The organism is Streptomyces sp. NPDC020362 (assembly GCF_040642095.1).
GTDB lineage: Bacteria > Actinomycetota > Actinomycetes > Streptomycetales > Streptomycetaceae > Streptomyces.
On the sequence record NZ_JBFAET010000043.1, the window covers coordinates 12,530 to 28,660 of the forward strand.

Here is a 16,131-nt window from a genome sequence, read left to right on the forward strand (position 1 = left end):
TGCGGGATCGGAGAGTCAGGCTTATGAAGAAGGGTCGCTGGACGGCCGTCGCTGCTTCCGAGTTCCCGCATGAGCAGGCGGCCCTCGAGAGGATCCTCACGCCTCTGCCGGAAGACGGTCCGTGGCGGGCGTGGTCCAACTTCACCTTCGTCAGCCAGACGGGTCACGTCCGTGAGGTCGACCTTCTGGTGGTCACGCCGGGTGGCGTGCACATGATCGAGTTGAAGAGCCTGCACGGCCGGGTGGAACGGCGCGGTGGTCAGTGGGTGCAGATCCCGCCCGGGAACCGACGCGGATACGGGAAGGGCCTCGGCGATCCACTGCATCTCACCAACCAGAAGTCCAAGGAACTGGCTTCTTTGCTGCGCAGGTATGGCGCCAAGGTGTACATCACCGAGGGGGTGTGCTTCACCGAGGACGGCCTCGACCTGGCGCTGCCGCCGCACGAGTTGAACGCCCACATCTACAACGGCATCCCGGCCCTCCTCGCCGAGCTCCGACTGCCGCCGCGCGAAGACCGGTTCAGAATCTCATCCCAGGGCAGCTCCGATATCGGCAGGGCGCTCGCCCAGGTCGGCATCCAGCAGGTGGTGAGGGAGGCGAAGGTCGGCCCGTTCATCCTGGACAAGCGCCCCTTCGACACGGGTGCCACCTGGGCCGACTACGCGGGCAGACACGAGCAGCTGTCCGAGACTGTGCGGGTACGGGTCCATCTGCGGCCCCGCAATTCGAGCAGCGAGGCGCGCAAGGCGCTTCTTGAGGCGGCGAAGCGGGAGGCCGACACACTGAAGCGGATCCACCACCCCGGTGTGGTGCGCATCCGGGACTATTACCCCTCCGACCATGACGCGGGCCCGGCGCTCACCTTCGACCACCATCCTGAGCGGCTGCACCTGGACGAGTTCCTCGACCGGTGGGGCGGGCAGCTGGACCTGGAGGACCGGCTCGCGCTCGTCCGCCAGATCGCCGAGGCGATCAAGTACGCGCACGCCAAGCGGCTCTACCACCGCGCCCTCACGCCACGCTCCATCCATGTCATCCCCCGCTACAAGGGCGCGGCAGGGCATGAACTGAGCGAGGAGGAGCGCTGGCGGCGGCCCTTGACGCACGTCTCCGACTGGCAGCTGGCTTCGCGTACGGTCACCTCCAGCGGTGTGAGCCTGGCGCCGTCCACGGTGTCGGACGGGAGCGTCGACGACGCCTCGGACCCTTACCTGGCGCCGGAGCTGACCGCCCCGAAGGCCGATCCGGCGCGCATGGACGTGTACGGCATCGGCACGCTCGCCTATCTGCTCACCACCGGCAGCGCTCCCGCCGCGACCAGCGCGGAGCTGCAGGCCCGCGTGGAGAGCGGTGAGCGACTCGCCCCGTCGGCCGTCAAGGACGGCATCCCGCCGTTCCTGGACGACCTGATCGACGCCGCCACCGCCCAGCAGCCGGACCGGCGGCTCGACGCGGTGGGCGACTTCCTGGAAATGCTGGCAGAGGTCGAGGAGGACCTTCGGCCCGCCGCCGCACTGGACGACGAGCAGCCGGGGCAGGAGGAGCCCGCCGACGACCTCGACCCGCTGGAGGTCCCGCCCGGCACGCTGCTGCAGGGGCGTTGGCGGGTACGCCGCCGCCTCGGCACCGGCTCGACGGCGCGCGCCCTGCTCGTACTCGACGAACAGCAGGGGAAGAGCGACGCGTTCGCGGTGCTGAAGGTGGCGCTCGACGACGACAAGTCGGAGGCGTTGCAGCGCGAGGCGGAGACGCTCGGCCGACTGCGGGACTCGAGCATCATCCGGCTGCTGGTGCCCGGCACGTTCACCGTGGGCGGGCGTACGGTCCTGGCCACCGAGTACGTCGGCAACATCAAGGCCGAGGCGGACGACAAGCGCGACGACCGCACCGCGCGGGACGAGACCATGGCGCGCGTCCTGGGACGGCAGGGCCGCCTCACCATGGACGACCTGGAGCGCTACAGCGACAACCTGTTCAACGCCCTCTACTACCTGGAGGGCGAGAGCGTCTGGCACCGCGACATCAAACCGGACAACATCGCGATCCGGATCCGCCCCAACGGCACCAGGCAGGCGCTGCTCCTCGACTTCTCGCTGACCGCCGTCTCGGCCCGCGAGACCGGCGCGGGCACATCCGGCTATCTCGACCCGTTCGTCGGCACGGTCATGCGGAACCTGTACGACGACGCCGCGGAGCGGTACGCGCTCGCCGTGACACTGCACCAGATGGCGTCGAACGAGCTGCCGCAGTGGGGCGACGGGTCCGTCACCCCGCGGATGACGGACCCGAAGGAGTGGCCGTACCCGACGATCGCGTCGGAGGGCTTCGAGGACGAACTGCGTGACGGGCTCACCGAGTTCTTCCGCAAAGCGTTGAGCAGGGATGCGAAGAACCGCCACAAGGACCTGCGGGACATGCGCACGTCCTGGCAGCGGGTGTTCCAGGACGCTCAGCGGCTCGCCGCAAGCGCCGGACACGAGTCGCTGAGGCGGCAAGGACAGGGCTCCGCACCGGACGGCGAAGCCGACACCGCTGAGCTGCGCGACCAGCTGGCCGAGGTCGCCACCCGTGACACTCCTCTGGTGCGTGCGGGCCTGACGCCGTCCGCGTACTCGATCCTGCGGGACATGAAGCTCACCACGGTCGGTGAGTTCCTCGACCGGGCCAGCCGTACGTTCATCAACCGTCCGGGGCTCGGGGCGCGGACGCGTACGGAGATCCAGCGCCGGCAGAAGGAGTGGCGAGCCCGTCTCGGCTCGCGGCCCGATCCGCAGCCCGTGCCCGAGCCGTCGCCGGAGCCCGGGACGCCGCTCGAGAAGGACCTCGCGCGCCTGATCGGGGAGGGCTCCGAAGCCCAGGACATCGACCATCTCCTGGCCCGGATCATCCCGCCTGCCGGCGGCCGAACGAAGCGGCTGCACGACGTGGCCGTGCATCTGCTGCGCGCGCCAGGAGCCGACGGGACGCTGCCCGATCTTCCGGTGTGGCCGAGGCAGCACGATGCCGCGCAGGCCGTCGGGGTCGCCAATCAGTCCTCGATCTCAGGCGAGTTGAAGAAGCTTCGCAAGCGCTGGGCCGAGGACGAGGGCCTGGGGGAGGTACGGGCAGCGGTTCTGGAGCAGCTCCGCGCGCTCGGCCGGGTCGCCTCCGTGGACGCCCTCGCCGGCTGGCTGCTCGGCACCCGCGGCTACTCCCTGGGCGACCCGGACGTACGACGGGCCGCAGCCTTCGCCGTACTCCGCGCGCTGATCGAACGCGAGCAGCAACTACCCATAGCCGAAAGGGCTTTCCAGCACTTCGCCCCGTACAAGGCAACCGATCCGGTACGGCGCGCGGGCTTCCTCGCGCTGGAGGTCGACCCGGACAACGAAGTTGACGGACCCGACACTCCCGCCCCGGCCGCACTGCTGAGCTATGTGAAGCGGCTCGGCGACGCCGCCGACAAGCTCGCCGGAAGGGACTCCCTTCCGGGTTCGAGCACGGTCCTCGCCGAGCTGAGCGCCGTGCGGCTGCCCGAGGGCGACTTCTCCTGGGACGACCGGCGCGTCGCCAACCTCGCCGCCCAGGCGAGCCAGAACGCCGCGCTGTCGCCGCGGCTCGAAATCTACCCGCGCGACCTGGGCCTCGTCCGCGCACTGCGGCTCACCCAGGCGGGCCTGGTCCGGGTTCTGCCGGGTCTGCCCGAGAAACAGCAGCCAGGGCTGCCCCTGCGCGAGGTCCTTGAGCGGGTCAACGACCGCTTCCCTGCTCTGGCGGCGCTCGCCGGGATGAAGGATAGGCCCGAGGAGCTGCTCAAGGCGCTGCGCGAGGCGGGCTTCGACCTCAAGTACGCGGCCGACAAGAAGGCGTTCCTGCCCCGGAAGTTCGAGGCGGTCGCGACGTACACCTCGGTCCTGAGCGGCAGCGGATCCGGGACCGGCGGTCCGCTGGACCGGGAGTCGACCGCCGCGCGGGCCGAGGCGCAACTGGCGGGCGCCGCGCGGCGCGACGGGCTCCGAGTGCTGACCGTGCGCGCGCGGAGCGCCCCGGTGGTGGGGCGGGAGCTGAGCCGCCAGTACGGGGCGCGGACGGTGTCGGTGACCGAGTTGTTCCTGAAGGGGCTGCGGGGCGAACTCACGCCCGGTCGCGCGATGCCACAGTGGGAGGTCGTCGTCAAGGCGGACGTCCTCCCGGCCGGGCAGCGACCGACGGGGTTCACGAACCTGGTGGGGGCGGTGTGGCAGGCCGTGCAGGGTGTCCTTGAAGGGGAGCTGGCGGCTTCAGCTTCGCCTTCGGCTTCGGGTGACGGCCGCGACGTCCCTGTCCTGCTCACCGACGCCGCCGTCTTCGCCCGCTACGACGGGATGCACGTCCTCGACCGGCTGACCGCGCTCGCCCGGCGCGGCGGCCGACCCCTGTGGGTGCTTGTCGCCCAGGACGACGAGACCGCCGTCCCGAAACTCGCCGGCCGCCCCGTCCCGTACCTCGAGGCCCAGCAGGAGTGGATCCCCATTCCCAAGTCCTGGACCCGTATGCACGAACCGAACGCCCTGACAGTCCCTGAAGGAGTCACCAAGTGATCGACCGCAAGGCGCTGCTCTCCGACCTGCAGGCACAGGTCAAGGCGGCGGAGACGGATCTTGAGGGCCAGGTCAAGCGGGAAGACGCGGTACGCGGCCGGCTCCGCGCCGAGTACGACGCGTCGAAGAAGGTCGGCCGGACGGCGGCGACCTGGCAGTCGTGGCTGGACGAGCGGATCACGCAGGTGGCGGTGGCGTGGGTGCTCGGGACCGTCTTCGTGCGGTTCGTCGAGGACAACGGCCTGGTGCCGGAGCCGTACATCACCGCGCCGGACATCGCCGGGCGCGAGGTCGCGCAGGCGCGGTACGACGAGTACGTGGACAAGGCGGACGATCCCACGTATCGAGGCTGGTTCGAGCGTGCCTTCGAGGAGTTGGCGGAGGGGCCGGCCGGGGAGTTGCTGTTCTCGGACCACAATCCGCTGCGGCAGATTCCGCTCTCGCATGAGGGGGCGGGGGCGCTGCGGGATTTCTGGCAGCGGACGGTCGACGACGAGGCGGGTAGGTCGGTCCTGGTTCACGACTTCACGGACCCGCTGCCGGAGGACGGCGACGCCGACGGGACGAAGGGGTGGGACACCCGGTTCCTGGGCGACCTGTACCAGGACCTGAGCGAGGCCGCACGGAAGAACTACGCGCTGCTGCAGACCCCAGAGTTCGTGGAGGAGTTCATCCTCGACCGGACGATGAACTCGGTGGTACGGGAGCGGGGCGGCGTCGAGGGACTGAAGATGATCGACCCGACGTGCGGGTCGGGGCACTTCGTCCTTGGCGCCTTCCGGCGGCTGGTACGGGAGTGGGCTGAGCGGCGGCCTGAGCTGGACCCGCACGCGCGGGTGCGCGGGGCACTGGAGTCGGTGCACGGGGTGGACATCAACCCGTTCGCGGTGGCGATCGCGCGGTTCCGGCTGCTGATTGCGGCGATGGCGGCGGCGGGGGTCCGGACGCTGGGGGAGGCTGCGGGGATCGACTGGCCTATGCAGTTGGCGGTGGGTGACTCCCTCATTAAGCCGCGACACGTGACGGACCAGCTGTTCACGGCCGAGGCCGACCCGCTGGCCGAGTTCAAGTACTCGACCGAGGACATTCAGGAGCGCCTGTACATTCTGGATGAGGGCCGGTACGACGTGGTCGTGGGGAACCCGCCGTACATCACGGTCGGGGACAAGAAGCTCAACGAGCTGTATCGATCAATCTACGACGCCTGCCACGGTACGTACGCGCTGTCGGTGCCGTTTGCTCAGCGCTTCTTCGAGCTGGCGAAAAAGGGCGGAGCGGACGGCACGGGATACGGCATGGTCGGCCAGATCACGGCGAACTCTTTCATGAAGCGGGAGTTCGGGACGACGCTGATCGAGTCTTTCTTCCGTGACGAGGTGGAACTGACCGAAGTCATCGACTCGTCCGGCGCGTATATCCCGGGGCACAGCACCCCGACAGTCATCCTCGTTGGCCGCAATCGCGATTGGACACAGGGGCGCGGGGACACAATTCGTACGGTGCGGTCGGTGCAGGGGGAGCCTTCGACTCCAGAGAATCCGGAGGAGGGATTTGTCTGGCGGGCCATCGTCACCCAGATCGATGAACCCGGCTCGAAGAGCCAGTGGGTGTCCGTGGCAGATCTCAAGCAAAACACCTACTTTGCCAAGGCGCCGTGGATCCTGGTGGATGGTGGCGCCGAGCTCAACGAGCAGCTGAGCAGTGGCGACACTATGCCGATGAAGGCAGTCATCGAGCCGCCCATCGGTCGGGCGATTCGTGCCGGCGCGGACGAGGCGTACATTCGGCCGCTGCGACCAACATTCCGCACTGTCACCGATCGAAGTGCACTGCGTCCCCTAATGAAGGGAAACAACGTTCGCGATTGGATCGCGGCTCCTGAAGAAGTGATCTGGTACCCCTATGTCGCCGGTATCGATCTGGACAACTTGCGAACTGATTTGTGGTCTTTGAGGGCGATGCTCGCTGCGCGACGCACATTTCAAGGCGACATGGCGGACGCCGGCCTCGGCTGGTGGGACTACATGCAACACACTGCCTCGGCTTACAGGACTCCGCTGTCGATCACATTCGCAGAGGTGGCGACGCACAATCATTTTGTACTTGACCGTGGCGGAAAGGTATTCAACCGTACCGCGCCGGTGATCAAGATGCGGAAGGAGGCGAACGAGGAGGAGCACCTCCAATTGCTCGGCGTGCTCAACAGCTCCACAGCTGCTGTCTGGCTTAAGCTAGTCTGCTTTTGCAAAGGAAACGCCACGGCGTCCAGCGGAATCGCCGACCAGCCGTGGTCGTGGAACTATCAGTTCAACGGCGCGAACGTCGGCGATTTTCCGATCCCCTCGACGTACCCAGTCGAACTCGCCACCGCCCTAGACGCCGCCGCCCAACACCTCACTGCCACCTCCCCGGCCACCGTAGTAGCCGAGGCTGTCCCCACCGCCGCTTCCCTCCGAGACGCCCGCGCCGCCTACGAGTTCACCCGCGCCCAAATGATCGCTCTCCAAGAGGAGTTGGACTGGCATGTCTACTTCCTCTACGGCCTGACCGACACCGACCTCCGCCCCGCCGACCCGGCCGACGTCCAACCCCTCGCCCTCGGCGAGCGTGCCTTCGAGATCGTGCTGGCCCGTGCCATCGAGCGAGGCGAGGCGTCCTCGGAGTGGTTCAAACGGCATAACTCCACGCCCATCACCGAGCTCCCCGCCCACTGGCCCCAGCCCTACAAGGACATCGTCAACCAGCGCATCGCGATGATGGAGTCGAACTCCGCCATCGGCATGGTCGAGCGCCCCGAGTACAAACGGCGCTGGGCCACCGACGGCTGGGACGCCATGCAGAAGCAGGCGCTCCGTGCCTGGTTGCTGGACCGGATTGAGACCAACCGTGAGTTGTGGTTCGACGGTGCCGATCAGCCCACGCTCATCTCGCTGCCCCGGCTGACCGACCGGCTCCAGGAGGACGACGACTTCGCCGCCGTGCTCAACCTCTACGCGCCGCGCGCCGACTTCACGAAGACCGTCGCCGAGTTGGTCAGCGACCAGCACGTTCCGGCCGCCGCCGCCCTGCGCTACAAGCCCGCCGGCCTCAAGAAGCGTGCCGACTGGGAGCGGACCTGGGAGATGCAGCGCAAGGAGGACGCCGCCACCTCCGAGGAGGAGAAGCGGAAGATCCGTGAGGCGACCGCCGTGCCGCCCAAGTACACCTCCGCCGACTTCCTGCGTCCCAGCTTCTGGTCTCAGCGCGGCAAGCTCGACGTACCCAAGGAGCGGTTCATCTCCTACGGTGCGCAGAGCAACGTACAGACTCCCGTACTGCTCGGCTGGGCGGGCTGGGACCACCTGCAGCAGGCGCAGGCCGTCGTCGGCCATCTCAACGAGAACCAGCTGACACAGGACGAGCTCGTCCCGTACCTCGCCGCCCTGCTCGAACTCCAGCCGTGGCTGGACCAGTGGCACGGCGAGTACCTCCCCGACTTCGGCCAGTCGGCGGCGCAGGCGTACCACGACTTCCGTCTCGCCCTGCAGGGCGAGCACGGGCTGACCGACGACGACATCCGGGCCTGGCGGCCTGTGGCGGCGGCGCGCGGTGGCCGCGCCAAGACGACGAAGTGAGCTGAAGAAGCGACATGGCTGCGAACCCCGCAAACGGCAACAACGGCACCCCCCTCCTCCGCGAGCTGATCGACATCAAGCCGGAGGTGTCCAGCTCCGACTACGTCCTCCAGCTCGCCGACGCCACCACCGCAGACGGCGCCGCGAAGGCCCTCGCCGACTACGTCGTCACCGACGACCTCGTGCAGCACTTCAACGAGGCCCTCGGCATCATCAAGTCGGCGGTGGACAGCCACTCCTCGAAGGCCGCGTATCTGCACGCCTCGTTCGGTGCCGGTAAGTCGCACTTCATGGCCGTACTGCACGCCTTGCTCAACCAGGCCCCGGCGGCTCGCGGCAAGACCGACTTCGACCCGGTGTTCGCGAAGAACGGATGGCTGCAGGACGGTGAGCGGCGGTTCCTGATGGTGCCGGTGCACATGCTCGACGCCAAGTCGATGGAGCAGCGGATCCTCGGCGGATACGTCAAGCGGATAAGGGAGTTGGAGCCCGGCGCACCGACCCCGCGGGTCTACCGCACCGATGCCATGTTCCGTGATCTGCAGTCCATGCGGGACCGGCTCGGCGACGAGGATGTGATCAAGTTCCTGGCGGGTGCCACGCCCGCTCAATCCACGGGGGAGTGGGGCGAGTTCGGCGCCGCCTTCACCTGGACAACTGAGTTGCTCGATGAGGCGATGGCCGCCGAGGAGCTGGAAGTCGGGCAAGAGTTCAACCCCGCCGACCCGTCCACCCCTGGCGAGCTGCGGGCCCGGCTCGCCCAGGACGCTGCCAAGGTGCTGCCCGGCTACGAGGAGCGCGCCGTCGAGCAGGACGGCGGCTTCATCAGCCTGGACCGGGGCCTGTCGGTGATCGCCCAGCATGCGAAGAGCCTGAACTACGACGGGATCGTGCTCTTCCTCGACGAGCTGATCCTGTGGTTCGCATCCCGTATCTCCTCCTCGGAGTTCGTGTCCCGGGAGACCGCGAAGATCACGAATCTGGTGGAGGGCGGCGACGAACGCCGCGCCGTCCCCGTCGTGTCGTTCATCGCCCGCCAGCGCGACCTGCGCGACCTGGTCGGATCCGCTGAGGACGGGGGCCGCTACCAGCGGGCCATCGTCGACAACCTGGAGCTCGCCTCCGGCCGGTTCGACCGCATCAGCCTGGAGGACCGCAACCTTCCGCAGATCGCCCACGCGCGCCTCCTCAAGCCGCTGACGACCGAGGCGGACGCGGTGATCGGGGAGGCGTTCAAGAAGGCGAAGTCCACCAACGCCAAGTTCTGGGACGAGCTCCTGGGCGGCGACGAGAACAACGTGGGCGCCACGGAGACCGCGTTCCGTTTCACGTACCCCTTCTCGCCAGCCTTCATGGACACCCTCGTCCACCTGTCCTCGGCCCTTCAGCGCTCCCGCACCGGCCTCAAGCTGATGGGCGAACTCCTCGCCGCGCGGCGCAATCTGCTGCGCGTCGGTCAGTTGGTGCCGCTCGGTGACATCTACGCGCTGATCTCAGGCGGCGGCGACAAGCCGTTCACCGACGAGCTGCGTGCCGTGTTCGACGAGGCCGACCGGCTGTACCGCAACCGGATGCGCCCCTACCTCCTCGACCAGTACCGGGTCGCGGAGGAACAGGTCGCGGCGTACCAGCAGGACCCCGCCGCCATCGAGGACGGTGATCTCGCACGTCGGCTCGGGCAGTTCACCGACGACGACCGGCTGATGTCGACGCTCGTCCTGTCCGCCCTCGCGCCCGCCGCGCCCGCCTTCCAGAACATGACGGTCAAGCGGCTCCTGGCCCTCAACGCCGGCACCATCAAGGCGCTCCTTCCCGGCGGCGAGATCCCCGCACTGATCAACAAGTTGAAGGAGTGGGCAGGCCGGATCCCCGAGATCAAGCTCGCGGGCGACGGCGTGGCGATGACCGTACGCCTGGAACTGAGCGGTGTGGACATCGACTCCGTCGTCCGCAACGGCCGTGAAGCCTTCGACAAGCCCCGCTACCGCCACGACGCCGCCGTCGAGATGCTGCGCTCGGAGTTCGCATTGACCGCGGCCAAGGGACAGGGCGGCTTCGACGCGTACGACACTCTCGACTTCACGTGGCGGGGCAGTAAGCGCCGTACCGAGGTCGTCTTCGCCAATATCGCCGACCGGGAGGAGACTCCCGACTCCATGCTCACTCCAGTCGACGTGGAGACCTGGCGTCTCGTCGTCGATCTCCCGTGGGACGAGGGAGAGTTCGGGCCGCGCGAGGACTTGAACCGGATGAACAGCTTCTGGGAGCGGCACCCCGAGGTCCAGCACTCCCTCACCTGGGTGCCCACTCATATGACGACGACGATGTACGCGGACTTCAACCGGTACGTGGTCATCAAGCGGATCCTGAACAGCGGCAGCGACTTCGACAGCCGTTTCGCCGCTCACCTCGGCCCCGACGACCGGGTGCGGGCACGAGGGCTGCTCACCACGCAGGCCGAGACCCTGCGCGACCGCGTGCTCGCCGCCTTCAAACAGGCGTACGGCCTGGCGAAGAAGCAGGAGGGGGACGTTCTCGACGACTTCTCGGAACACATCGCCACCAAGCCGGGCGCGCCCACGCCCGCGCTCGGCCTGAGCGCCGCCCCTCGCGATGCGATCCGCGACATCGCGGGCAAGATGCTCGCCTGGCAGTACCCGGCCCACCCCGACCTCGGCCCGGGGACCGTCACGCCCGCCCAGGCGCGTACCGTCCTCGGATACGTCAGCGAGGCCGCCGGGGCGCGCGAGGGCAAGGCGGAGATCGCGCGCGGGGACCAGGGGTTGATGCGGACGGTCGCGCAGCCGCTCAAGCTCGGCACGATGGGGGAGAGCTACTTCACCCTCGGCGGGTACTGGCGCGATCACTTCAACCGGCTCGCGAAGAACGACCCGGACGCGGACATCGGCTACGGATCGCTGACCGCGTGGACGGACGAACCGCAGCGGATGGGGCTGCCGGTCCACATCCAGCAGCTCGTCGCAGCCGCGTACGGCGAGATGGAGGACCGGGTGTGGGTGATCGGCGGGGCCCCCGTCGTGGACCTCAAGCTGGGCGAGATCAAGGACGGCTGGGCACTGCGCCGCCAGCCCCTGCCCTCCGAGTCGGCCTGGGAGACGGCCCGTGCGCGGTACGAGAAGATCTTCGGCACGAAGGCCCCCGTGCAGTTGCGCGGGCGGATCGTCAATTCCTTCGCCGAGCTGGTCCGTACCCACGTCGACAAGCACGTGCCCGCCAACCGCGAGCTGGTGGCCGAGCTGGAGCGGCGAGCGGACTTCCTCGGCCTCGACGACACCGCAGTCACCGGCCGTCTGCACACCGCACGCCGCGGCCTCGCCCTGCTCGAGGAACTGCTCGCCGCGAAGGGGCGCGGGGCCAAGCAGGTCGTCGAGACCCTCGCCGCTTTCGGCCTCGGCGAGCTGACGCCGGAACGGCTCGGCTCGTCCGTCACGACGGCGGAGGTAGTCGCGCCTGCCCTGCAGAACGCCTCCTGGGACGTACTCGAACTCGGCACTGGCATGGACGCCCTCACCACCCTCCAGGAGGACGCACGCGAGGACCAGTTCAGCCGGAAGCTGCAGGACTCCCTGCCGCGGGCCCAGCGGGCGATCACCCAGGCCCTGGCCGTCCAGCGGCAACACCAGCAGCGGACCGAACCACCAGCGGCCACCCCGGCCTCGCCCACCCCGGACCAGGTGCCGCTAACCACCGACACCTCACACCCCAAGGTCGAGACCACTGCCCGCACGGGCTCCGTACAGGGCAGCGCCGCCGAGGTCGAGCAGACCCTGCACCAGGTGGCGGCCGCGCATCCCGGCAAGGCCATCGAGATCACGTGGAAGGTGGTTGACTGATGCCTCAGGCTGGCCGGGGCGTCGCCCGTCTCACGCCCACCGCCGTCGCGAACTACCTCGCGGGTCAGCGCGCGCTGCTCAAAGAGCCCAAGCAGCCGGATGGTGACACGCGCCAGGTGGTGCTCCTGCGCTCGGCACCCACGTGGGAGGAGCAGGCGATCCTGCCCTGGAACGGCGGCCGGCGCGCACGGGTGGCCGCCGCGCCGTCCGTGCTCGCCGTCTACCAGGAGGCGCTCGGCCACCTCGACGCTTCCGGTCCTGGTGCGGCAGAAGCCCCGTCCCTGCTAGTCCTGCTCACTGACCGGGAGGACGCCGAACTCGACCCCGGCATCCTGGTCCGCGCGTACCGGCACGCCATCCAGCATGTCGACAACTGGGACCTCATCCGCGAGACCTTCACCGCCTCCGGTATCGATCCACGGCTCGGCGACGAGACCTGGGGGGTGGCCGAGGCCCTCCTCGAAGCCGTCCCGGCGGGCGGCTGGCCCGGCCTCAACCGGCAGGTCCTGTCCCGAACACACGCCCTCGCCACCCTCGCACGGCGACGGCTGCTGCTCGACGCGGACGCCCAGCTCGACATCGACACGCTGCTGCTGTGGAGCCGCACCTCATCCGAAGGACCGCGCGCCTACCGCGCGCTGCGTGACGGGGAGCGGGCCGGGCTGCGGCGCTTCCTCGCCGAGGTGGACCAGGCCGGTCCGACCGCCGACGCCCTGCTGTCGATCATCCAGCACGACGAGCCGTCCGTCGCCCTGCCGTTCGGGCTCGTCGCCGCCGCGCTGTGGCAGCACGCCCCGGCCGGCCCCGAGGTCTTCCGGGCGCGCGGCCGAGCGGAGAACATCCTCGGCCGCGAGTTCACCGACGAGGCCATGCGGCGCTACGGGGAATCCACCGAGAACCTTGTCGCACGCAACGCACAGCTCCTCGCCGAGGTCACCCCGGACGCCGAACGGCTCGCCGGACATCTGGGTGCGACCGAGGCCGTACTCCACAGCCCCTACTTGCCCGCCGGACTCGAAGCGCGCTTGGCCGCCGTGGGTTCGGCGATCGCCGACCGAGATCTCGATGCCTGCCGTACGGCGCTGCGCGCAGTGCAGGCGCACCACCTCGCCGAGACGGCCCGCACCCGGATCGGCCGCGCCCGGATGGCCGTGCGCCTGGTGCAGTGGCTGGCCACCGAACCCGCATGGACACCGGACACCGTCGCGGGCGCCCTGGCCCACTACAACGCCGAACTCTCGTGGTCCGACCGTGCGTTGGAGCACCTGGAAGCGGGTGGCGACACCGAGCCCGCCCTGTCCGGTGCCTACGACGCGCTCGCCGCTGACGTGCGCAAGGTGCGGCGCCGCATGGACCGGGCCTTCGCCGAGCAGGTCGCCGAGTGGACCACGGCGGGTACCGCTCCCGGCTCGATGCTGACGGTCGAGACCTTCCTCGAGCGGGTCGCGAAGCCTGTGGTGAAGTCCCAGCGGCGGCTGATGCTGCTCGTCGTGGACGGCATGAGCGCCGCGCTCGCGGGGCAGCTCGGCGAGGAACTCGCGGCGCACTGGACCGAGTACGACCCCACCGGCGAAAAGGGCATGCCGCCCACCCGCCAGGCGATGGCCGCCGCCCTGCCCACCGTCACCGCCGTCAGCCGCACCACTCTCCTCACCGGCAGGCTGCAACGCGGCGACCAGAAGACCGAGAAGCGTGAATTCCCTGCCCTGCGGCTGTGGTCGGGGCAGAAGGCGGCCGTCTTCCACAAGGACGACCTCCGCCCCGCCGGCACCGGTGGACGCTTCGGGCCTGACCTAGAGGCGGCGCTGGCCGACGACGCGTCACACGTCGCGGTCGTCCTCAACACCGTCGACGACGGACTGAAGAACGACGAACGACTCGACGAGTGGGACTGGACGATCGACGACGTCGACGCCCTGACCCCACTCCTGGACGAGGCCCGCCGACGGGGCATGGCCGTACTCATCACCAGCGATCACGGGCACGTACTGGAGCACCGTGGCGTGAAGGTACCCGTCCCTGAGGCGGTCAACGCCCGCTACCGCGACGTACCGGATGGTGGAGCCGAACCGCTGGTCAGCGAGGCCGAGATGGCGCTCGCCGGTCCCCGCGTGGTCGGAGGCCCGATTGTCGCCCTGTGGTCGGCCGACACCCGCTACACGAATCGTGCCGCCGGATACCACGGGGGCGTGCACCCGGCCGAGTTCACGATCCCAGTGCTCGCGTACCTGCCGAACGGCGCGACAAAGGACATGCCGCCAGGGTGGCGGCAACTCACGGACACGTATGAGCCGCACTGGTGGAAGCTGGACACGACGCGCCTGCACGCGACCTCGACACCACTCTCCGCAGAGACCGGGACGACACAGCCGGCGAAGTCCAGGCGTACCTCGACGAAGAAGTCCGCTCCTCAGGACACGGGTCTGTTCGAGATCGCGGTGTCCCTCCAACCGTCCGAAGCCGAGGGGACACTGCTCTCCCTGCAAGCCCAGTCTCCGGTGGGGCCGCTCCTGGATGACCTCTTCGCCTCCCCGGCCTTCAGTGACCAGCTCGCCCTCCTCCCCCGCAAACAGGACCCGGAAAGACTTCGCCAGGCCCTTGCGACGCTCTGTGAGAACAACACTCTCCCCCTGACAGCCGTGGCCGCCGCCGCGGGCATGCCACCTGCCCGGGCCCGCGGCTACGCCGCCGTCCTCACCCAGCTCCTGAACATGGACGGAATCCAGGTCCTCGAACTCCTCCCCGACAACAAGACACTGAAGCTCAACCCGGCGTGGCTGAAGGCCCAGTTCGGGCTCGGCGAGTAGGTCCGTTGCCGGTATCCATGCTTAGAACTGGCTGGACAAGGGGCCCTGGCCACTGAGTTGAGCGACCGTCGGCTACTGCCTGCGCCCCGACCACGCGCACTGCTCAGCCCGAGGCGCTTGGACGCTCTGGCGTGAAGCTCACGTGCGGGCTGGCATCCCGGTTGTGGCGCTCTCGCGTGGCCGCATCGACCGTCCGGGAGCTCGGTACCCCGTACTGCCCCGGCGGGCTGCTGGCTGCTGCGTTGTGGATGAATCCTTCAAGCCTTGACCGGCTGTCGGCCCTGTTGTGTAGCGTGGGCGCTCCTGAGCGCTCTTGTACGTTGTCGTGAACCCCGTGCTGGGATGGTGCTGGGATGCGCTTGCATAACCGCAGGTCAGACCAGTTGTGGTGGAGTTCCGCTTCAACGTGTGATCGATTGATTACCGTGCGCTAGGCGATACGTCAAGCGTGCAGATCAGAAGGGGCTGAGCTCTGGTGAGCTCAGCCCCCTGTGTGTTGCCGGGCTGTCTTTGTGGTGGTTTGTATGTTGTTCGCCGCGGGGGGTGTTTTTAGTGATCCAGACTGATCTCGAAAGGCACAGGACGCTTCAGAGTGCCTCGGAAGATGCCGGCGGGTGCGTAGACGCTGGTCGGTTCGTCGAGTTCGTAGACGTGGACGACAGGAGTGCCGCCTTCGTCCTCGATGCACCAGTAGTGCGGGACGCCGGCCTCCGCGTACTTGCGCAGCTTGACCGTGCGGTCCCGGTGCGCGGACTCGGGTGAGACGACCTCGATGACGAGTCGCACCTCGTCCGGCGCGAACCAGGTGCGGTCTCCGTCGTAGTCGGCCGTCGTCACCAGCAGATCCGGCTCGGGCCGGTTTCGCTCGTCGAGCTTTATGGTCATCTCGCGGCCGACCCTGACATCGCCGGGCGCCTGCTCCATGAGAGCGACGGTGAGCATGGTGACGAGGTGGCCGTGCCACCACCTCTGCGGCGACATCATGAAGACAAGCGCTCCGTCGATCAGCTCGGTGTGGCGGGGTGCCTCGGGAAGGCGGTCCAGATCCTCCGCGAACCAGCCTTCTTCGCGCGGCGGGCGCATCCAGTCGGGCAGTGCGGTCATGGCTCAACCGTAGCGATTCGACGAGGCGCGGGCCACGAGATCGCCAACGGGCGACCGCCCTTCCTGTCGTCCTGGAGCCCCAGACCTGCCGCCGGTGCTGTTCTGTGCTGACTTGAATCTCTCGGAAGCGCGTTTCCGCAGGTGGGAGCGCTGTTGTCGGCGTTCCGCTTCAACGTCTAGTCCACCCTCT

General features: G+C 68.6%; 5 protein-coding genes. 4 read left to right on the plus strand and 1 reads right to left on the minus strand.

Annotated features, from left to right (window positions below; genetic code table 11):
* The first annotated feature begins 23 nt into the window (after positions 1-23).
* From pglW to pglZ, 4 genes are read left to right on the plus strand one after another with little or no spacing between them, the layout of a single operon-like run.
* Positions 24-4,562 carry a BREX system serine/threonine kinase PglW gene (gene pglW, locus AB0H32_RS18310; RefSeq protein WP_361121059.1) on the plus strand — a complete coding sequence of 1,513 codons (4,539 nt, stop codon included), beginning with the start codon at positions 24-26 and terminating at the stop codon, positions 4,560-4,562.
* Positions 4,559-8,176, plus strand: coding sequence for a BREX-2 system adenine-specific DNA-methyltransferase PglX (pglX, locus tag AB0H32_RS18315; RefSeq protein WP_361121062.1), 3,618 nt, complete (start codon positions 4,559-4,561; stop codon positions 8,174-8,176). Before pglW ends, pglX begins: the two co-directional genes overlap by 4 nt.
* Positions 8,177-8,190: 14 nt before the next feature.
* A complete protein-coding gene (locus tag AB0H32_RS18320; protein ID WP_361121065.1) occupies positions 8,191-12,030 on the plus strand; it encodes a DUF6079 family protein in 3,840 nt (1,279 codons plus the stop codon).
* A complete protein-coding gene (gene pglZ, locus AB0H32_RS18325) occupies positions 12,030-14,837 on the plus strand; it encodes a BREX-2 system phosphatase PglZ (RefSeq protein ID WP_361121068.1) in 2,808 nt (935 codons plus the stop codon). Before AB0H32_RS18320 ends, pglZ begins: the two co-directional genes overlap by 1 nt.
* A gap of 549 nt (positions 14,838-15,386) precedes the next feature.
* Here the strand turns inward: pglZ and AB0H32_RS18330 are convergent.
* Positions 15,387-15,941, minus strand: a complete 555-nt coding sequence (locus tag AB0H32_RS18330) for a Uma2 family endonuclease (RefSeq protein WP_361121071.1) — start codon at positions 15,939-15,941, stop codon at positions 15,387-15,389.
* Between the last annotated feature and the right edge of the window lie 190 nt (positions 15,942-16,131).

What these genes read in the sequence shown, in the direction of transcription:
- pglZ (WP_361121068.1), top strand. Translation starts at nt 12,030, where the DNA reads ATGCCTCAGGCTGGCCGGGGCGTCGCCCGTCTCACGCCCACCGCCGTC.
- pglW (WP_361121059.1), top strand. Translation starts at nt 24, where the DNA reads ATGAAGAAGGGTCGCTGGACGGCCGTCGCTGCTTCCGAGTTCCCGCAT.
- AB0H32_RS18320 (WP_361121065.1), top strand. Translation starts at nt 8,191, where the DNA reads ATGGCTGCGAACCCCGCAAACGGCAACAACGGCACCCCCCTCCTCCGC.
- AB0H32_RS18330 (WP_361121071.1), bottom strand. Translation starts at nt 15,941, where the DNA reads ATGACCGCACTGCCCGACTGGATGCGCCCGCCGCGCGAAGAAGGCTGG.